Annotated in this window: 17 protein-coding genes and 1 pseudogene; 5 read left to right on the plus strand and 13 right to left on the minus strand. The window is 61.4% G+C overall.

Features of this window, described 5'->3' with window-relative positions:
- The 3 genes from PLL20_13535 to PLL20_13545 form a co-directional block, all read right to left on the minus strand.
- A partial coding sequence (locus PLL20_13535) for an arsenate reductase ArsC (GenBank protein HPD31014.1) occupies positions 1–240 on the minus strand: 240 nt, incomplete at its 3' end.
- Positions 216–587, minus strand: a complete 372-nt coding sequence (locus PLL20_13540; GenBank protein HPD31015.1) for a metalloregulator ArsR/SmtB family transcription factor — start codon at positions 585–587, stop codon at positions 216–218. The genes PLL20_13540 and PLL20_13535, both read right to left, overlap by 25 nt.
- A gap of 139 nt (positions 588–726) precedes the next feature.
- Positions 727–1056 (minus strand): DUF1330 domain-containing protein, encoded by a 330-nt coding sequence (locus PLL20_13545; protein ID HPD31016.1) that lies wholly within the window; start codon positions 1054–1056, stop codon positions 727–729.
- Between the two features lie 603 nt (positions 1057–1659).
- On the opposite strand from PLL20_13545, the gene PLL20_13550 reads away from it, so the two are divergent.
- Both PLL20_13550 and PLL20_13555 read left to right on the plus strand, forming a co-directional pair.
- Positions 1660–3882, plus strand: coding sequence for a hypothetical protein (locus PLL20_13550; GenBank protein HPD31017.1), 2223 nt, complete (start codon positions 1660–1662; stop codon positions 3880–3882).
- A gap of 153 nt (positions 3883–4035) precedes the next feature.
- Positions 4036–4506, plus strand: coding sequence for a GNAT family N-acetyltransferase (locus tag PLL20_13555; GenBank protein ID HPD31018.1), 471 nt, complete (start codon positions 4036–4038; stop codon positions 4504–4506).
- Here PLL20_13555 and PLL20_13560 read toward each other — a convergent pair.
- Positions 4492–5805: a DUF2314 domain-containing protein gene (locus tag PLL20_13560; GenBank protein HPD31019.1), complete on the minus strand. Its 1314-nt coding sequence runs from the start codon at positions 5803–5805 to the stop codon at positions 4492–4494. The genes PLL20_13555 and PLL20_13560 overlap by 15 nt on opposite strands.
- 16 nt (positions 5806–5821) lie before the next feature.
- Positions 5822–6220, minus strand: coding sequence for an SMR family transporter (locus PLL20_13565; protein ID HPD31020.1), 399 nt, complete (start codon positions 6218–6220; stop codon positions 5822–5824).
- A 260-nt stretch (positions 6221–6480) separates the two neighbouring features.
- Here PLL20_13565 and PLL20_13570 point away from each other — a divergent pair, with 260 nt between their 5' ends.
- From PLL20_13570 to PLL20_13580, 3 genes are all read left to right on the plus strand, one after another.
- Positions 6481–6792, plus strand: coding sequence for a Dabb family protein (locus PLL20_13570; protein HPD31021.1), 312 nt, complete (start codon positions 6481–6483; stop codon positions 6790–6792).
- A gap of 42 nt (positions 6793–6834) precedes the next feature.
- Positions 6835–7872 (plus strand): L,D-transpeptidase family protein, encoded by a 1038-nt coding sequence (locus tag PLL20_13575; protein ID HPD31022.1) that lies wholly within the window; start codon positions 6835–6837, stop codon positions 7870–7872.
- 287 nt (positions 7873–8159) lie between these two features.
- A complete protein-coding gene (locus tag PLL20_13580) occupies positions 8160–8744 on the plus strand; it encodes a PEP-CTERM sorting domain-containing protein (protein ID HPD31023.1) in 585 nt (194 codons plus the stop codon).
- Between the two features lie 207 nt (positions 8745–8951).
- Here the strand turns inward: PLL20_13580 and phoU are convergent, their stop codons facing one another.
- The 8 genes and pseudogenes from phoU to PLL20_13620 all read right to left on the minus strand — a co-directional run bounded on the left by phoU (position 8952) and on the right by PLL20_13620 (position 20545).
- Positions 8952–9620 (minus strand): phosphate signaling complex protein PhoU, encoded by a 669-nt coding sequence (phoU, locus tag PLL20_13585; GenBank protein ID HPD31024.1) that lies wholly within the window; start codon positions 9618–9620, stop codon positions 8952–8954.
- Positions 9621–9624: 4 nt separating this feature from the next.
- A pseudogene (gene pstB, locus PLL20_13590) lies at positions 9625–10371 on the minus strand (phosphate ABC transporter ATP-binding protein PstB).
- 98 nt (positions 10372–10469) lie between these two features.
- Positions 10470–11819 carry a phosphate ABC transporter permease PstA gene (pstA, locus tag PLL20_13595; GenBank protein HPD31025.1) on the minus strand — a complete coding sequence of 450 codons (1350 nt, stop codon included), beginning with the start codon at positions 11817–11819 and terminating at the stop codon, positions 10470–10472.
- A gap of 2 nt (positions 11820–11821) precedes the next feature.
- On the minus strand, positions 11822–13051 hold the full coding sequence (locus PLL20_13600) for a PstC family ABC transporter permease (GenBank protein ID HPD31026.1): 1230 nt from the start codon (positions 13049–13051) through the stop codon (positions 11822–11824).
- A 49-nt stretch (positions 13052–13100) separates the two neighbouring features.
- Positions 13101–13955: a phosphate ABC transporter substrate-binding protein gene (locus tag PLL20_13605; GenBank protein HPD31027.1), complete on the minus strand. Its 855-nt coding sequence runs from the start codon at positions 13953–13955 to the stop codon at positions 13101–13103.
- A gap of 238 nt (positions 13956–14193) precedes the next feature.
- Positions 14194–16971 (minus strand): dockerin type I domain-containing protein, encoded by a 2778-nt coding sequence (locus PLL20_13610; protein ID HPD31028.1) that lies wholly within the window; start codon positions 16969–16971, stop codon positions 14194–14196.
- Positions 16972–17028: 57 nt separating this feature from the next.
- Positions 17029–18114 carry a type II secretion system protein gene (locus PLL20_13615; protein HPD31029.1) on the minus strand — a complete coding sequence of 362 codons (1086 nt, stop codon included), beginning with the start codon at positions 18112–18114 and terminating at the stop codon, positions 17029–17031.
- Between the two features lie 538 nt (positions 18115–18652).
- Positions 18653–20545 (minus strand): ATP-binding protein, encoded by a 1893-nt coding sequence (locus PLL20_13620; protein ID HPD31030.1) that lies wholly within the window; start codon positions 20543–20545, stop codon positions 18653–18655.
- Positions 20546–20554: the final 9 nt, after the last annotated feature.

Consider the following 20554-nt stretch of genomic DNA (forward strand, 5'->3'; position numbering starts at 1 on the left):
AGAAAGATTCGCCAAGGGAGTTTTCGCGCTTGACAAGACGGGGGCTAATGGGTGAGCGCTGATGTCCACGCCGGCCTCGGCCATGACCGCAACAGCGACCGGATTGACTCCCTTGGGATCAACGCCCGCACTGAACACCTCCCAACGGTCGCCGCCCAAGTGACGCCAGAATCCCTCGGCCATTTGAGATCGAGCGGAATTGCCCGTGCACAGAATCAGTACTTTCCGCTTCTGTAGCATGCACTCAGCTCCTTGGGATCGGCACATCTGATCTTGTTCAGTGCCTCGGCATCTCGACGAATGACGGGATCATCCGCCAGAGCATCCAAGGTCCATCTCAGCGCCCGCCGCGCCGCCGGTTGCGCGTTGGCACCAATCAGTCGGAAGTAGCACCATCGGCCGTCCTTGCGCCGCTCGACCAGCCCGGCTTGAACCAGCAGATCCATGTGTTTGGACAGCGTCGCCGGAGCAAGCCGCAACAACTGGATGATGTGGCAAAGGCAGAGTTCGCCGCCCCGAAGGGCCAGCAGGGCCCGCACTCGCGTCTCGTCACCCAGGGCTTTTGTGATCGCCAGATACTCCTGCATGGCCGTATCCGCCAGAGCTTATACTTCGTCATCTAACGAAGTATAGATCGGCACCCGGCCTTTGGCAACCCCCGCCGACCGAAAGCCCAACCGGTCCACCGGCAGTCGCCGGGTCCCTGCACCGTGATGCCTTTTCCCGTCAAGATCTGCTGAGCATCTCGGCCGCATCCTCGATGCCGGTCTCCTCGGCGACCGTCAGAACATAGTTGTGAGTTGAGGCGTCGCGCAGTGGTTTGATTTCCGCGAACTCCGGGTCGTGTGAGAATCGGGTCAGGTCCGTGGGATCTTCGTAGGCGATGACGCCGCAGTATTCTTGATTGCAGGCACCCATGAATCGTGCCCGCGTCCGACCATAAAACAGGACGCGAGCATGGTGCCTTTCCAGGATCGGACGCACGCGGCGAAGGTACTCGGCGTAGACGGCTTCCTTGCCGGGAATGATGTCGAAGAGATTGAGCGCAATGATCATAGTCCTTTGCCCGACGGCATCGGGGACACCAGCACACAGTACCCCGGCCGAAAGGCCGATAGCATACGCATCCACCCGCTTTTGTCCAATTCCCGTCTTCCTCGCCGTGGCCAACCGGGTGCGTGACAGTCTGGGCGGGCATGCCGACCGGTCCAGGTTGGGCGATCAACATCTTCAGGGGGTCTTCCCGCCAAAGGCGGGCTGACAGGCCGGCCCTCATACGGCCGGTCGGTGGTCGCCCGCGGTTCTTTTTCCTTTCTATGGTCTCAGCCCTTTTCAACGGGCTTACTCGACAAGGACAAGCCTGCTGAAAAGGCTTCGATGGGGTGACACCGTGAAGGAGGAATTGGCCGACCGTGAACCAGTCGTAAAAGGACCGGCCTGTTTGCCCTTCGGGAAAGACCGCTGAAGTGCTCTGCTTTCGGCTCGCGTTCACGACAACCGGGTCAGCCGCCAGAAGTGCCGCCGCTTCTGTCACGCCCCCCTTCGCCTGCATCTGCGGAGGACTCGCTTGTTGAGGCCTGCCGGCAAGGATAGACTGGGTTGGTTCGCGACATGGCAAGGGAATGATGGCCCCCCGAGTACCCCGAGGGCAGGTCCGCCGTGGCAAGAAGACCCGATCCGCAGTCTGAAGGAAGGCCCGCCGACCACGACTCATCGGCACACGGCTTGCTTGGCGATGTCCGCCGGAAGCTTGATCAGATCGAGCGGGAACTGACGGAGCGAGAGCGCAAGCTGGCTGAAGCCGAGTCGAGACTTCGTGACGAGCAGGCCCGGCTTCGGAAGGAACAGGCGGCATGGTCGTCACAACATGGTCGCGAGATGGAGGCGCAGGCCAAGCTGGAGCAGGCTGCCAAGCTGCTGGCGAAACAGGAAGCACTGCTCAAAGACCGGGAAGAGCAACTCAGAGTTTTCGCCGCCAAGAATCAGGAACTGCGAGAACAGGCTTCGCGGCTTGGACGGGATCGCGACGAGACTCGGAAGCGGCTTGCCGAGGCGGTTGAGGAGGCAGAAATCCAAAGCCGACGGGCGGCCGGGCTGGAAAAGCAAATCGCGGTTCTGAAGAACACCATGGAGACTGAATCCGCCGTGCCCGCCCAACCGACGACGTTTTTCGCGGGGACGTCGCAGCCCGATCGCGAGGCGGCAACCATTGACAAGCCCGGCAGGTCGGAGTCTTCGGCGGCGTTGGTCGCTTTTGGAATCATCGCCGTCCTGGTTTCGGCGGGGCTCGGTGTGTGGTCGCATGCCACATACAAGCCGCTCTACACGGTCAACGGCCACATCAAGACCCGGCCTGGAGATGCCGTCACGCTGTCGGCATGTGCCGATCTTGCCAAGGCAGACGGTCTGCCGATTCAGGAGATGGACGTGCCGCGCGGGTTGCTCACCTTTCGGCTGCAAACCCGGGAGCCGGATCAGGCTGCCGCCCGAATGAACCAAACGGCGCGGCATATGGTCGCGTTGTACCGGAGCCCGGCTTCGGCGCCCGCCTCGCGGCCCTCGTCAACACCTCAGCGAGAGAGAATCCGGCAACAGATCGCCGAGATCGAGCATCGTCTGGAAATTGCGACTCGTCCTGCGTTCGCAGAACAAGAGGAAGGAGCTCGCCTGGTGGCTCAATGGACTGCGGCGGAAGCACAACGTCGGGAGGTTGAGGCGGCCCTGGCTTCGTTGTCGAATGCCGAGACCGGAGCGGAGATCGATCCTGCATCCGTCCGGATTGACGCCCGTCAGATCCAGGCGGCGGTCACAGAAGACAGGAAACTGAGTTCGGAAATCCAGGCGCTGCAGCAGCGCGAGGCCGAGTTGAGCCAGGCGCTGAAACGCATCACCGACGGCAGCGACGGTACGTTCAGGACACTCGAACGGGCAATCGCGGACGGCACGGCCCGCATCGATCGGGCGATGAAGGAGGAGTACGGTGCAAGGATTCGGGAGTCGCTCTCGGACCTCAAGCAAGCCCTGGCCGCGTGGAACGAGGCCGCCACAGCGATGTCGAGTGACTGGGCTGCGCAGCGAGATGCCCTGGCGGGCGAGGCCGATCTGCTGACCTGTCAGACGGAACTGGATCGGGCCGCGCGCCAGTTTATCGACGCCGGATCGGCTGTGCTGATCCAGTTTCGACAGCGACTGGACGCCATCAGCCAGGACACGGACGAACCTACCAAGGGATTGGTTCTTGGCCGGGCTCTGACCAAGGACCTCCAACCGGTCGTCGATGCGCAGCAGGAGATTGTCAGGTTGGCCCGCTCGGCCACGTTGACCGGGAACCTCGATCTGGCAACGATCGTGCAGCAGGTCGCGGGCTTGCGCCGCCAGGTGAATGACAGACGAACCGAGATCGAGGCCTCGTTGCGAGCGAAAATGCTCGACGATCTTAAGCAAGATCGCGAGCAAACCATCAGGCAGCGCCGCGAGCAGTTGACGCAACGGGCGGAGGATCTGGATCGGGAGATTCGCGGGCATGTTGAGAACGTACGAGCGCTTGTGCGGCGCATGGATCAGCGGCAGGCGGAGCTGGCGGAGTGGCGCAGGCTTCAGGATGAACGCGCCGCGGCGTTGCGTTCGCTGGCGGATGTCCAAGAGCAAGAGCCCCCGGCCGGCCCCGCCGTCGAGCCGGTGTTCATCGAGTTTTCGGGAACCGGCATCGATCCGGGCGAGCCGGGGGACCGGCGCGTCGTGCGATCCTTGTTGGCAGGCTTCGGCACCCTCTTTGTGGCACTCGTGGGGTGGCTCTCGGTTCACAGCTACCGGTCGTGGCACCGTGGCCGTCAGGCTATCGAAGCCTGCACGCGCGAACTACGGGCGGCGACTAGAGAATAAAACCTTACGGCCAGAAAACGGTGCGGCTTGCGCGCATGTTTCCGGATCCCAGTCCGCTTGGGTTGCGGCCCGGAAAAAGGCGGCCCGCCTTGGGAATGGCAGCCCGCGGCGGAGCGTAGACCGGCACAAGCCTTCCTCATATGATTGCCGCACATGGATGACAACTTGATCATTCGAGCCGCGGGAGCCGTCGACGTTCCGGTGATCACAGAGTTCATCATCGCTCAGGCGCTTGAATCGGAAGGGCTGCGGCTGGACCCCGAAACGGCCCGACGAGGGGTGGCGCATGCCGTCGCTCATCCGCAGCAGGGTCGGTATTTCGTGGCCGAGTGCGACGGGCGGGTCATCGGTCAGCTCATGATCACCCGCGAATGGAGCGATTGGCGTGCGAGGGTGTTCTGGTGGATCCAGAGCGTCTATGTACATCCGGATTACCGCGGCCGGGGGATCTTTCGCCGCCTCTACCGCCATGTCGAATCGCTCGCTCAGCAAGATCCCGGCATCTGCGGCCTCCGGCTCTATGTGCACCGTGACAACCATCGGGCCATGGCCGCATACGAGAAGCTCGGCATGAGGGCGACGAACTACCGGGTGTACGAGGTCAAATGGTCAGGCCTTGGATGATTGCCTTCGATACTCGGCCATGATGGCCCGCAGCTCCTCGCGATGCTCGCGAATCTTGCGCACGACCACCATGCTCCGCGGGTTGATCTGACCGAACGGGGTCATGATGATCCAGTCGGTCAGAAGCTCGACGGGATGCTCGGCGCGATCGCCGGCGTTCATCCCGGCGATATCCAAAGGCGAGTTCTCGAGCGTCGCGTCGATCTTGTCGTCAAAACATCGATGGATGCTGAACCAAAGATGCTCGCGGTCATCGGGTCCGGTTCGGTGATCGGTCGGATATCCGATCTTGGCGCCAACGGGAAACTCGAATTCGGCAAGCTCATCCAACAAGGCGCGCAAGACGGGATAGGTCTTTCTGGCACGTTCCGCCATCAGATCGGTGGCGGAGCCGGAAAAACAGATCACTGCGCGATCGTCGATCGGACCGGCCAGATATGAAGAAGGCCGGACCTTCCTGGAGAATCGCGAGAAGAATCCCCCGGCCGGATCGCATAACACGGCCCGCTTTCGCGAATGAGCCGGATCATCGGCCGTTCGCAAGGCGCGGTCGGCGGCGGAGGCGAGGGCGTTGAATCTGTCGACGTCGACGAACTGGACGTCTCCGCCCGGCATCGCCAGCGAAAAGCGGGTTGTTGACGTCGAGACTCGCTCTTCGAGAATCGCAAAGGCAATCGCCCGAAGGGCGTCGCAGGCCGACGTGGCCAGTTCCTTTGCAGGACGGAGTATGTCAAAGTCGAAGCCCCCGATTTCAGCGAGTCCGTGAGAATGCAGCCAACCTGCCTCTTCGCCGGATTCAGTCTTCACCCAATGCAGCGAATGAATGGCTTCGACGTCCAGGTCGGCGTCGTGAGCCAGTTCCTCGTCAAGACCGGTTCGTGTCCACGTTCTCCAGCCCAGACAATCCAAGCCTAGCACTCCGTCGTCTCCCATGATCGCCCGCATGAATCGCAGGGCCAGCTTTCGGTCCCGCAACATGTGGCCCTTGGCCGAAGGCATACCGAGCAGGACGGTTGATTCGCCCAGCCGGGCTTCCTGCCGCTCGGTCTCCGACAGTAGCCAGTCATGATCCAGAATCGCCGGGTCAATCCGGTGCGTCTCGCGGGGACACTGCAATGTGGCGGTACCCCAGTCAGGATGCTCGAGCGTCAACGACCAGAGGAATTCTGGGTCTCCGTTGCCCGGTCGGATGCGGATCCGGTGCTTCTCAAGATATTCAAAGTCTGCGGCCCGCGGTTGCAGGGAGCCGCGGAACACAACCTCGCCGCGCCAGGGAATTGTCTTTTTGAACCATCGCATCCGTCGGTTGTCCTTTCTATACCCCACTATCGACCCGGACCTCACGAGCCACCAGGAAGACGCCCAGCAGGATCATCACGACGCCCGTCCATTGGACGACTGACATACGTTCGCCGAGGAACCACCAGGCGACGAGGGCGATGATCGCAAAGCCGCCCCCGACCATGATGGGATAGGCCATGCTCACCGGCAAAAAAGCGGCCCGCAACGCGTAGGTGTAGAACATCACGTTGATCGCAAAACACAGCAGGCCGAGGACCAGCACCCAGTTGGCGGTCAGGGCCGCGGCCAGCGACCGCAGACCGGGGTCGGTGTTGAGGCCGGAAGCGTTGAATCGACCGGAGCCGATTTTCATCATCAGGTTGGCTGCGGCGTTCAAGGCCAGCGCAAGTGCGAGTGCGATCACGTGTTTCATAATAGGACTCCATCGTAGCGCGGGTACCGCTCTGCCGGACGCCGTGCCCACGGCCCTGCGCGGGCACGTGTCTCGGGATTGCTCAACACCACGGTCATGCAAAGCCGTGGTCATGGCACCTCAGATCCGAGCCGCCCGTCGCAAGTGTCTGAGGTCTTTCGTTGGCGTTTCGTGCGGGCAGATTGTATAACAACCTGCCGTCAAGAACAGTCCCGGCCGTCCGATCGGCCCGAGACGGCCAGACCATCGGAGAAGGGCCCATGGCCTACGTTCACTGCGTGTTCTTTACCCTCAAGCCCGGCACCCCCCAATCCCAAATCGACGCCCAGGTCGTCGGTGGCCGGGAGTTGCTGGCCAGGATTCCGACCGTCCGGCGGCTGGAGACCGGCCGGCGCGACGAAACCATGTGTCGGGAAGTCAGCGTCACCGACTTCGATCTCGGTCTGGTCATCCTCTTCGACGACAAGGCCGGGCACGACGTTTACGCCGACCACCCGTTGCACCTGGAGTATATTAAGCGTCACAAGGCCCGCTGGGCGAGGATCCGCGTGTTTGATTACCTGTCCGCGTAGGCCCTGAACCGATGACACCGCATGCCAACAGGGAGGATTGACGTGCGAAGACTTCAGCGAAGGCGTGTAGTCGCCGGTTCTGGCCTTTCTGTGGTGACGGCGTGGCTGGCTATTGCGGGTTGTTCGGTGCCGGGATTTGAGAAGGAGGATGAGCGGCCGCTTCAGGCACCCGAGGTCCCGGTCTCATCACCGTCGATCACCTCGTTCCCCGCCACCGCTCCCGTCGAAGGACCCTGGGCAGCGCCGGCACCGCCGGTTGTGCAATCCGCGCCGGCGATTGCCACGCAACCTGCCCAGCCTCCGCCGCCCGACCCGTTGGACACTGCCTGCCAGGAAGGCATGCTGGCGTGGGAACAGGGAGATCTGGTGCGGGCGAGATACCATCTGAACCGCGTTCTCCGGGAAGGTTATCCGTCCGAGCGACAACGCCGGGTTCGTGAGATTCTGAACCTGATCGCCGACAGGACGATCTTCTCGCCTGAGATTCTGCCGGGCGATCCGCTGGTCGTCAGTTATCGCATCGTCAAAGGGGACACCCTCTCCAGGATTGCCCGCAAGCATGGTTTGACTGAGGAACTGATCAGCAGCATCAACCGGCTCTCGGCCGGAAGCGTCCTTCGCCCCGGCCATCAAATCAAGCTCGTTCGAGGCCCCTTCAGCGCCACGGTCGTCAAGAGCGACCATGAAATGCATTTGTACCTGCAGGATGTGTACGTGCGCACGTGCGGGGTTGCCCTCGGCACCGACAACAAGACGCCGACGGGCAAATGGGTCGTGACTACCCGTCTGCGACACCCGTCGTGGGTCGATCCGCGAAACGGCAGGCGGTACGGCTCGCACGATCCGGACAACCCGCTCGGCGGGTACTGGATTGCCCTGAAAGGAATCGAAGGGAACGCCGTCGGCCGGCGCGGCTACGGCATCCACGGCACCAACGATGAGGCAAGCATCGGCACTGATGCTTCTCTGGGATGTGTTCGCCTGGGAAAGCAGGACATCGAAGCCGTCTATGCCATGCTCGCCCGGGACTGCATCGTCACGATCATTGAATCCGGTGAGCGTCGGGGGCAGATCGAGTAGCGATCTCACGCCGGCTGATCATTCAGGGGCCACCCATCCGGCTTCGTTGTCCGTCGCCGGGATGGACTGAGCTGCCGCGTCTTCTTGGATCAGTAACTCTTTATCCGTAATGGGATACGAAACCTCCCTGCCGCTTTTCTGGTGGGGTGTCTTCCTTAACCGGATCTGCCACCCAGCGACAAAAAGCAGATTTGCGATTGTGGTTCCTTGGGAGAATTGGTAAGATAGTGCGCGTTGTTTTGGTGATGTTGGTCCCGGCTTGTGCTGTACGTAAGGGAGGAGGAACCATGCAGAAACTTGCGGTTTTGGGCGGGGCGTTGGCCATGTGCATGTCTTGGGCATCTGCGGTCAGGGCGGTGACGGTTACAATCTACACGGACAAGACGCAATGGGAGAGCGCCTTGGGCGGCCAGTTCCTGAGCGAGGATTTCGCCGACAGTCAACTGAACGACGGAGTCAGTTTTGTGTCCACGGAATCCGGGCACATCAACCCTGCGGAGGAATGCTACCAGGATGTTCTGGCTTCTCAAAGCCAGAATGAGCCTATGACCATCTGGAGCTTCAGCCCCGAAATCGCCGCCTATGGCGGAGACTGGGCCTTGGGCGGCCCCGGCGGCTCTGGAAACAGCTTGCTGGTCTACATCGCCGACTTTTCTCTTTACGTGGGAGCGATTTCCAACAATTACGGTGGCGAATTTTGGGGCTTCATCTCTGACACTCCTTTCACCTCGGTCAGATTAGTGGGAGGACCGGGCAGTCATCAGCAGAACTATCGTTTGGATAACATGGTTTATTCACAGGTTCCTGAGCCGGCCGCCATGAGCCTGTTGACCCTGGGCGGTCTGATGCTGATTCGCCGCCGCACAGCTTGACCACCGATATCTGCCCCGTCGAACAGGCCTGTGGCCCCGTAGCCTCTTGCGTCGTAACTGGTGCGCTTTTGCGCGCATGTTTCCGAATCGCAGTGCTCCTGAGCTGCTGCTCGCAAAAAGCCGGCCCGCCTCAGGTAACTGCAGAATGCCGTCTTGTGCGAAAGGTGTACCGGTTGGGGTCCCTGACGGCCGAAACCGCGACAAAAATCATCCTGAAACCTTCTTATTGGTGTGCCGGACGATCTGGCCGGTGACCAGGAAGATCACGTCCTCGGCGATGTTGACGGCATGGTCGGCGGTACGTTCGAGGTTCTTGGCGATGGAAAGGATATCCAAGTGGGCGGCCATGGCCTGGGGCGACCTGGCGGCATCGATGACCAGGTGGCGGATGAAATCGCCGTAGAAGGCGTCGATGACCTCATCCTCGGCCACAACCCTCTCGGCGGCTTGGCGATCGAGGGTTGCGTAAGCATGAAGGGCCCCGTGCAACATGCGGCGGACGACGGGATAGATTTCTTTCAGGTTGTTGCGGGCCTCGACCAACGCCTCGGGTTCCAGGTGGGCGGCCCGCTCGGCGATATTGACGCCGCAATCGGCGATACGTTCCAGGTCATTGTTGACCTTGAGGATGGTGCACAGCCGCCGCATGTCGGCGCCCATCGGCTGGAAAAGGGTCATCAGGCGAACGGCCTCCGCTTCGATGGCCACCTCTTCGGCATCAATCTCGGCGTCGCGATCGATAATCCGACGGGCAAGGTTGTGATCGGCATGGGTCACGGCCTCGCAGGCCTCGAGGAGCATGTCTTCGACGGCGGCGCCCATTCGCAAAGACCGCCGCATCAGTTCATCCAGCAGATTAATGAAATGCGTCGCCATGTGATCATCCAAATCGCCCGGTGATGTAGTCCTGCGTCTTCTGCTCACTGGGGCTGGTGAACAGCTTGGACGTCGAGTCGAACTCGATGAGTTCACCCACGTACATGAAAGCGGTCATATCGGACACGCGAGCGGCCTGCTGCATGTTGTGGGTGACGATGATCACGGTGTATTGGCCGCGAAGTGCTCCGATCAGGTCCTCGATCCGGTCCGTGGCGAGAGGATCGAGTGCCGAAGTGGGCTCGTCCATCAGCAGCAGCTCGGGCTGAACGGCCAGTGCCCGGGCGATGCACAAGCGCTGCTGCTGGCCGCCGGAGAGGCCCAAGGCGTTTTCGTGCAGGCGATCCTTGACCTCGTCCCACAAGGCCGCCCGCCTGAGGCTTTCTTCGACGATGGACGCCACGTCCGTCCGGCCTCGGATGCCGTGGATGCGCGGCCCGAAGGCCACATTGTCGAAGACGGTCTTCGGAAAAGGATTGGGCTTCTGGAATACCATGCCGACGCGGCGGCGCAGGGCGGTGACATCGATTCGCGGTCCGTAGATTTCCTCACCATCGAGGATCAGGCTGCCGGCCGTCCGGCAGCCGGGAATCAGGTCGTTCATGCGGTTGATGGCCCGCAGCAGCGTGCTCTTGCCGCAGCCGCTCGGCCCGATGATGGCGGTCACCTTCCCGGCGGGGATGGCCATTGTGACCTTTTTGACCGCCTCGTTGCAGCCGTAGAAAACGGAAAACCGCTCGGCAATCACGTGGGCGGTTTCCGGGGCATGAGCAAGCCCTTTGTTTGCCGGATCGCCACGTTGGTCTCTCACCGTCACCATCGATTCCATCATTGCTACCGCCATCAGTTTCATCCTCGAAGCCGTTTGGATATCTTCGCCCGGGCGTAGATCGCCACCGAGTTCAAGAGCAGTACGAGCATCACAAGGGTAAAGACCATACCATACTGAACATGCCGGATCTCGTCGACCCGCTGGTGTTCCGTACACAAATTGTAAATGTTCCAGGGCAATGCCGGCGTCGGTTGGGTGAGCGTATCCCTGAGTGACAAAGGCAGACCCACGCTGACGGCCGCCGTGTAGATGATGGGAGCCGTCTCGCCCGCGGCCCGGCCCATGCTGATCACGATGCCGGTCAAGATGCCGGGCAAGGCGGAGGGCAGAATGACCCTCACGATGGTGCGCCACTTGCCTGCGCCCAGGCTCAGCGAGGCCTCTTTGTAGGTATGCGGCACCGCGCGGATCGCCTCTTCGGAAGCCCTTATCACCAGCGGCAGAATCAGAATGGACAGGGTGAGCGAACCGGCCAGGACACTCTTGGATTGGGAGACGCCGACCGTATTAATGAAGAAAGCCAACCCGAACAGGCCGAAGACGATGCTCGGCACGCCCGCCAGCGTGCTGATACAGGTGCGGATCAACTGAACCAGTTTGCTCGTCGCAGGGGCGTACTCGACGAGGTAGATCGCCGACACCACGCCCATCGGGACGGCGAACAGGATTGCTCCCACTGTCAGATAGAAGGTCCCCAGGAGTTCCGCCCAGACGCCGCCAAAATAGTGGGAGTCATAGGATGTCTGCGTCAGAAAGCCCCAATAGAGGGTCACGCGCGGCAGGAGCATCTTGTCGAGGTTCTGCTCGACATAGGCAAATAACGGTTCCAGCGCGGTACCTTTGAATTCGTTGACCCGCGGCACGTCGATGGGTTTGCCCATTTCGTCGGGATTGGAGTAGTCGTACTGCTTATCGTAGAGCAGGTGATGAAGCACGACGCGGGCCCGATCCCAGCGAGTCTGACCGTATTGATCGCGGTACATCACCGGTTTGGGCTCGCCGGGTGCCGGCCCGAGCAGCAGGCGCAGCTCGTCTTTGACCGCCTGGAGCGGTTCGGCATACTTGCGCGAGGCGAGGAAGCCCTGCGCCTCGATCTCCTTCTCGAATGCGGCGATCATTTCGTACACGGGCCTGCGGGCCTCGAAGGCGGCGGCCATATCGGCTTCGAGGTCGGCCTTTTTACCGGTCTCGAACAGTTCGAGTTGCATACGCCGGTGTTCGACGGTGCCGCGGAAGACAAACGCCCCGATCCCGCCGAGGGTGATGGGCGTTAGCAACACCAGCAGGAAGGCCGCCAGCAGCAGGATCGAGCTGACGCCCACGAAGGTAAACAGGCGATCGGTCAGTTTGCGCGACGTCAGTGCCACGATCAGCGTTTGCCTCCCTTGCCCATGACCGAGCGTCGAACGACGGCCTCGCTGATCAGATTGAACAGGAATGAAATGACCAGCAGGCAGAAACCCATGAGGAACAAAGAGCTGTAGTGGGCCGCCCCGGTCATCTGGTCGGTCTCACCCATTTCGCCGGCAATGGTGGCCGTCAGGGTACGGATGGGTTGGAGGAAGTCATACCGCGGTGAAGGGATCCTGGAGGCGTTACCGGAGGCCATCCAGACGACCATGGTTTCGCCGACGGCCCGCATGATGCCGAGGATGACGGCCGCGCAGATCCCGCTGCCGGCCGCGGGTATGACGACGCGCAGCATCGTCTCGGCCCGAGTGGCTCCAAGGGCATAAGATCCCTCGCGAAGTTCGCGGCCGACGGCCTGCAGGGCATCTTCCGACACGCTCACGACGGTCGGCAGGGCCATGATACCGAGAATGATCGAGACGTTGAGGGCATTGCATCCGCTGTCGACGTGCAGTGCCCGCAGCGAAGTGGAGACCCACCAGAGAAGACCGCCCGCCAGGCACACGAGTAATGCCCCAACGATGCCCCTGGCGATGCGGCGAGTGGAGGGGGTCTGGATGCCCGCGGTCATGACCTCCGTCGCGACAAACACCGCCAACGACAGTATCGGTGTGGCGATCAGCCACCAGGCGGTCGAAAGGATGACTCCCCCGTTGTCTTGCAGCTGGGTGGCGAAGACGACCAGAGCGAAGAAGCCGAACGCCACGGACGGAATCGCGGCCAGCAGTTCGATGACCGGCTTGGTCCACTGCCGCAGCCAGAAGGGTAGAACGTCACTCAGGCACACGGCCGCTGCCACTCCGAGCGGTACGGCCACCAACGTCGCCCCGAGGGTCACCATGGCGCTGCCGTAGAAGATGGCCAGCGCGCCGAAGTGGGCCGGAGTCCCCGTGGGATACCACGCGGTGCTCGTGAAGAACTCCCTGGCCCCCGACCAGCCCTGAGCCCGAAAAAAGGGGATCGAGTCCCGGGCGATGAAGTAGAAAATGAAGAGGACGATGAGGATCGAGCTGCAAGTGACGATCAAGAGCAGGCCCTGGCCCAGCCGACCGGCAATCCAACGGACAAGACCGGCCTTTCTGCTGATAAGCAGGCTGGGCCTGCGCATGGTCCGCAGTCCGCTGATTTCGCCGACTGATTCCATGACCCTCATGTCCTTCTCGCCGGACATCACCGGCGGCTTGCCCATCGGTGCGATCCAGTCGCTCGCCAGCCGCCGTCGATCCCGTGCAGATGGATCAGTATTCGGTCAAAGGCACAAAGCCGATGGCTTCAATCATTTCCTGCCCCTTCCTGCTCAGGTACAGGTTGGTGAAGTTGTACAGGTGGCTGCCCATGGCCGGGTAGCCGTTGGTGAACAGAAACAACGGCCGGGCGATCGGGTAGCGGCCCGAAGCGACCGTGGCCTTGGTCGGCATGACCTTGTCGATCTCGAGCGCCTTGACCGTCCTGTCGGTAAAACCGATGCCGACATAGCCGATGGCCCCTTGCGTGGACTGCACCCGCTGGCGGATCGCGCCGCTGCTGCCGACGTATTCAACCGAGCCGGCCATTTTCTCCTTGTTCATCACCAGGGTCTCAAAGCTCTCATAGGTGCCGCTGCTGCTGTCGCGGCTGATGACCACGATCTTGGCGTTGGGGCCGCCGACCTGATTCCAGTTGGTGACCTTACCGGTATAAATGTCGCGAACCTGTGCGAGCGAGAGTCCTTTAATGGGGTTGCTCGGGTGCACGATGACGGCAATCCCATCGACGGCCACCGTGTGGCACACGGGCACGACGCCTTTCTCGATCGCGGCCCTGACCTCTTCATCCTTCATGAACCGCGACATGGAGGCTATATCGCAGGTGCCGTTGACCAGCGACTTGGCCCCGTTACCGCTGCCCGACTCGCTGACGGTGATATTCACGCCCGGGTTCTGCCTCATGTAGTACTCGGCAAAGGCCTTGGCGATCGGGCCGACGGTGGTCGAGCCGTCGATGACGATCTTGTTCGTGTCCTTGGCCTTGTCGTCGGCTTGGGCCGGGCCGGTTGAAAGGATGGATGTTGCGACCAGGAATGCCCCTGCCAGAAGCGATCTCGTCGTCTTCATTGACTTTTCTCCTATCATGCTGGCTTCTCACAATTCTCAACTGCAAGTTGTCTGTACCGTTCTCATTCTGGACACAGGACGTTAAGACGGGGTTCGCCGCGCGTTAAGAACTCATTAAGATTGTTAAGCCGACCCGCGCCGGGAACGGCATGAAAAGAGGCCTCGGCGACTTCTTTCCCCTCGCCGAGGCCTCCGCTGCGGCAACAGCACGCGGCGCTAAGCGGTCTGGGCGGACGAATCAATCCATGCAGTCCGGACCGGCCGAGACGTTTTCTCCGCTGAAGCACCGTTGAAAGCGAGCGAAGTCCGCCTGGTCGACATCGCCATCCAGGTCGAAGTCTTTGGGCTGACACTCGGCAAGCGGCAAGACCCCAGGGCCTGACGCGCAGAGCTCGAACGCGGCCCAATCGTCGGCATCGACATCTCGATCGCCGTCAAAATCCGCTCGCGGGGGAAGGTCGTTCTGATCGATCACGCCGTCGCAGTTCATATCACCCATCGCCCAGCCTCCCGTCCGGCCCTGGTTTGCGATGATGATGGCCAAATCGGCGGCGTCAACGTTGCCGTCCAGATTGACATCGCCAATTCGGGTTTTCAGGATGCCCGCGACGATTTCAAGTTGGTCATTCATATCAATGACCAGATCACCATTCATGTCGGCGCTGAGGTCGATGAGCGCCGCCTGGTCAAGGTTTTCCCAATTACCGATGTTTTGGCACACGTAATCGATGTCATGGGCATCAACCCGACCGTCCCAACCGAGCGGCTGGGCACCAGCCACGGGGGAACGGCCTGCCACGTCACCGCGGAAGTCACCGGGGGCATAGACCGCGCCGGTCGCCAGGAACGGGTCAGCCGGATCGTTGACATCCGGCGGCAGGACATGAGTGGGCTCGCCACACGGTGTGTCCGACGGAATGAGCACCCGCTTGGCGGTTGCCTTCCAAGGGAACCAGTGGTTCCGGTCGGCCACGGGCTGCCCGTTTTCGTCGTTTGCGGGCGCGTAGTGCAGAATGGCGTTGTCGACCGCGATCGCTCCCTTCTTGCGGTTTAGCTGTCCGGTCAGCGGGTCGATGGCCAGGCCGTCGGCGAAGTACCGAAGGTCTTCCTTGCCGAAATCGCCGTCGCCGTCATAGTCACCGATCACCTCGGGTATGATGGTGTCGGCCGCGATGCCCGAAGGAGTGCTTGGACCACCGGCTTGACCACCGCGAAATCCCATGGACACGGTCCAAGCTCGCGGGCTGTAGTAGGCCGCGACCATCTGTTCGGCATCATTGACGTTGCGGACGTTATCCTGGTTGAAATCGCCGGACAAGTCGCAGCTTTCGGGCAATTTGACGTTGGTTGCGATCTGCTCCCAACCGCCGACCCAATAGCAGTAGTTACCGTTGCTGCTGCCGTCGCTGTAACGAGTGATCCCATCCGCGAACGGCGGGTTGACCGTACGCGTCGGCGTGAGGCCGGCTTTGTTGATGCTGCCGAACGGGGGCGTATCCACATGGCTGGTCCCGCCGGTCAGGTCAATGTTGGCCCGCATGTAGTCCTGCAGGGTCTGGTTGAAAGGCGGCGTCGGCTGCAGCACGAAGGTAGCCGGGTCAAAGTTGGCGTAATCGGGCAGGGCGTCAAGACCGGCGCTCAGGAAGAACTTGGTCGCCAGGTATTCGCCGGGCATGCCGTCGTTGGCGGGATCCGCCGGAGCGCTAACGAAGTTGGCGACGCTTTCCACGATGTTGCGGAGATACTTGGCCGCATGCTGGTCGCTCATGTAACTTGGAGCGGCCGGGTTCGTTTCGAAAGGATCGCCCAGTGAGGCAAAGGTTTCGGGGCCGCCGACTTGATAACCGGTGTTCGGGTCCGCGTTGTCCAGGACGGTATCGATGCCGGGACGCACGGGACTGATGCCGCCGCGATCATCAAAGATAATATCAAGAATCTCGAATCGCCCGCCTCTGGCCTGCGCCACCGCCGCGGTGCTGCCGGCCAGACCGGTATAGCCAACCGCAAGCCGACGGTCCTTGGCGACATCCTGCAACCGGCTGGACGAAGCGGAGTTGGTGGGCTGGTGATTGGGGCCCAGGATGAAGCGGGATGACGACGTCGTTTCGCTTCCGAGATTGTCACCGCGCCCCCAGCTCGGGTCGATGCCGAGGGTGTTCATGACGCCGTTGCGCGTGCCGGAGCCGGCATCACGAGTAGCCGCGACGAGGTTCTCGCCGTTGGGCATTCGGCCGGTCACGTACAGGTACTGCATTTCGCTGGCCTTGAGTTGATGGAGGCCCGTGCCCCGGTTTGCGATGATGGCGATGGGCACCCAGGCGATAGGCGTGTCAAAGATGGTGAGGACATCGGGGCTGCCGACGTTCTTGTTGAAGACGACCTGGGAGCCGCCGGGACAGCTCACGGTCAGGTCGGCCAACTCATATCCCCAGTCGGTGCTCGATTTGATGGGGCAGCGTCCGTAGCCAGGCATGCCGGGTTTCAGATTCCATTTCGGGGTGCCGCCGGCGGTGAGGACGGCCCAGTCGGTGGGCACGTCAAGAACCGCCAGATCGATCTGATCAGGCGTTCTGGGAGTCCCGCTGACATCGCCATATGGGCCGGTCCAGTTGTAGGTTCCCGCCTGGGCGTACAGGAAGCGGTTAAAATAGCCAGGATCGGGAATTCGAGTGGCGACGGTGCCGCAGCCTTGGGATGCCAGGAACTCGCTCAGCCCGTTCACCGAACCCACGCCGCGATATTGGACGATCCAGTGGGTTGTCAAGGGGCTGCCGGGCACAAAGGTGACAGCCAACTGGTCCGGAGGCCAGCTATTGAACTTGCCCGCGATGCCGTCGCCGTCGGCGTCGATATAGTCGTTGGTGCTGGCCGGGAACCTGAAAAAGTCCCGAAAAAGCGTAGCACCGGCGATCGAGATCTCCCCGTTGTAAAGGTAACTCTGTGCAGTGGCAGCCCGCACTGCGATGATTGTGATCGTGACCGCAAGGGCGGATACCAAGAACCGTTTCCGATACATCTTTCCGTTCTCCTTTCTTTCATCAAATAGACGACGAGGGTCAGCTTTGGGATATCCTTAGTTCAGCGACGCCGTCACGGCGCCGCCGGGCCCGGGCCGCTCCACCAGGGCGTTCCCGCTCAGTGTGTAGTAACGCGAGCCCCATTCAAACTTCTTCATCGTGTCCATGATTGTCTTGCGATCGACGTGGGAATCGACGTAGAGAAAGTTGGCCGTACCTCCGAATTCCTTGTCCCCGCCGGGATGATGTCTCCCAACGGCGTTGATTTCGGACTCTTCGATGAGTCCGCCCGTGGTGAGTACCTGCTGAAGCGGATAGAGGCCATAGTTGTTGTCCGGTCCGCCATTTCCAAGTGTAAAGGCCGCACGGCCGGCCCCGCGAGGGTCACTCGCGTTGTACTCATCCCAGCCGCTGCTGTAGCTGTAGAAGGGATTGATCGGTCGATGACTCTTGCTGAGGAGGCCGCTGCCGGAATTGACCGCGATCGCCGGCCAGTGGTTGTTGAATTCGGTTGCCATGATGACCTGTCCGGGGTGTTTGATGGCCGAGTCATTCGCAAACTTGTTGACGCGGCTGCCGCCGGACATCGACGGGGTCATCTTGTTTCTTGGCATGATCGCCGCATTGGCCGTATAGGCCATTCGCGAAGCCTGAAAGTCGACGCGAGGATTGGCTCCAGTCTGGCCCATCTCGTCAACCTGTGCCGACTCCCAGTCCGCCTGCTCGGGTCCGGGGTTGGTCCGAGGGATTCCGCCCTTGCCGAAGGCAGGGCATTGAAAGGCGCTGTCCGACACCTGCCCATTGCTATAAAGGAAATAGGACCAGTGAACGTACCGCTTCTGGCCCTTGCTCTGCAGGAACTCCTGAACGGGCGGACTGAGGTCCACTCGGCCGCGATCATCAACGTAGGCATAGGCGACCGGGTACACCTTGTCCCGATTAAGGTAAATGGCGACCGCCTGGCCGATGTGATGCAGGTTGCTGGCACAGGTCACGGCTTTGACCTCCGCACGCGCCTGCTGCAGGCTCGGCAAAAGGATGGCCATGAGCAGTGCAATGATGGCCACCACAACCATCAACTCGATGAGAGTAAAAGCCGGTCTTGCAAGGCTACCGATCCGTGTGTTCCATTCCTGTTTCATTATGAGACTCCTTACAATGCACAACAGAAATCCGTGCTAACACGGCGGGTATTGTCGAGATGGTGCGCTAAGCCGAGATGAGCACCCGGAGAAAAAATGAACAATTCCCCGCCGGTCGCCCCAATCCCTTCACCACTGATCAGAAAAAGCACGAAATCCCACAAGACTTGCCGGATCAGGCACGAGCGGGGATCACCAACGAGCGAGGCGATCCAGGAGGCGCGGCGAATACCCGTCAACGCGCCGGACCCAATCGCGCCACCGGATAACTGGTCAAGAGCGGCGCCTGCGGCGAGCGCGAATCGGTGCGAATTCGCGAGATTCTGACCAGCTCCACACACAGGTCTCACGGGCCGGTTTCATATTGAGAATGACATCACTTCCATCTCACGTCAGAATCCGCGCAAGAGGCACTCGTCGGACAGACGGTGCCAGACGTCAGCCCGGTCTTGCCGGAGGGGTCAGACCGGGCTCGTCTTGCGCACTGAAAGCTCCGGCGAGCGGCGTGACATTTCGGCAGGGTGTGCCGACGACGTGATTATTGCCGTGGAAGAGGGATGCTGACGGTCACACAGGTTCCTTGGCCGAGTTTGCTGGTCAGAGTGACGCGGCCATGCATGGCGGCCACGGCATGGCGCACGATGGAAAGCCCCAAGCCGGTTCCGCGGTCGGGGCCGCTGCGGGCTTTCTCGACCTGGTAGAATCGCTCGAAGACCCGCTCCTGTTCCTCCTCGGCGATTCCGCAACCCGTATCTTCGACCGAGATGATGACCGCCTCGATCTTGCCGGCTCCGTTCAGTACTTTCTGAGAAGCGATCTGCACGCGGCCGCCCGGGTTGGTGAATTTGATCGCGTTGTCCACCAGGTTGTCGAGCACCACCCGCAGCAAGTGAGGACTGACGTCGATGGTTCGCAGCTCGGGGTCGAGCTTGAGCGACCATTGCAGGTTCCTGGCGGCAAGTTTTTCGGCGAATCGGGCCCTGAGTTCCTCGATCACCGCCGACAGGATGAGCGTTTGGGGCTTGAATTGTCCGGGGGAGGACTCGATCCGGGAAAGGTCCAGCAGGTCGGATACCATCTGTTGCATGCGGGCGCTGTGACGGTCGATCATGTCCAGGAACCGCTTGGCGGCATCCTGATCGTTTTGCCAATCAAGACTGAGCAGGGTCTCGACGGCGGCGCGTATCGCGGAGAGGGGCGTTCGCAGCTCGTGTGAGGCGTTAGCCGCAAAATCAGTCTTGATCCGGACCATTCGGCTGATCTGGGTAATGTCGGACAGGACCAGCATCCGGCCGACATCCGGCCGTTCGAGCGGCCCGCCGCTGGACGCAGGCACCGGCAGGACAATGTCGGATGCGCGGGCCATCAGCACAAGCTCGCCGTTCTCCTCCTCGATCTGAACCCGGACCTCACGCGGAACCGCCGGTTCAGCAGGCGGCTTGTCGGTCCGTTTGTCCGCGCGGCGCCTGTTTTCCGACAACAGCATGTCCTGCAGGTCGTGCTGCAAAACGTATTGTTCAACGGCTTGTCCGAGCAAGGATCCTGCTTTCTCGACCGGGTCGCCGCTGAGGCCGAGCATTCGGACCGCTGCCGGGTTTACCAGCAGGATGCGCCCGTTGCTGCCTGCCACAATGACGCCTTCGTGGAGTTGGGCCAGCAGTGATTCGAGCGTTCGGCGCTGGCGATCGATGGTCGCCAGTTGATCGGCGATGTGATCGCGCATGCCGTTGAGGGATGCGGCGAGCATGGCCAGCTCTGCGGGGCCGGCGACCCGGGCCCTGGCAGAAAGATCGCCCTTTGAAAGACTGCGGGCAATTGCCGTGATCCGCCGGATTGGCCAGCTCCACAGGCGGGCCAAACCAAGGGCAAAGAGTATCGCCGCAATCGCTCCGAGCAGGACAATGGTCCAAATGATCCGACGGAAGGCGTTGGCCCTGGCCGTGATCATCTGAACAGGCATAGAGACACGAATCACGCCCGACGGAGCCTCGGCTGATCCGACCCGAAGCGCAGCATACCGCTGGAATTGCTCAAGCGTTCTGGAGTAATGAGTCTCTTCGCCCCAGCCTGCGCTCAGGGCTCTTACCACTTCGGGGCGAGTGGCGTGGGACTCCATCGTCTTGGGTTCGGCCTGTGAGTCTGCCAACACCTGACCATCGGGCAGAATCAATGTGATCCGGACTTGGTTGTCGGCGGCGGCACCGAACTGTTTGACCAACCGATCCAACTCCTCGGCACGCTGCGGATCGAGTTGAGCATGAACCGCAGCTTCGACGAGGTGAGCATGAAGCCGGAGCTCCCGGCCAACCTGCTCGGCATAGGCTCTCTGGACGTGTTGAACAATCAGGTATGCGCAGATCCCGAGAACAGCAATGATCAACACAGTGTTGCCGAGAAAGAGTTTCGAGAAGAGCGAGCGCGGGCGTCTCATCAGCCATGC

The sequence above is a fragment of the Phycisphaerae bacterium genome (assembly GCA_035384605.1).
Lineage (GTDB): Bacteria > Planctomycetota > Phycisphaerae > UBA1845 > PWPN01 > JAUCQB01.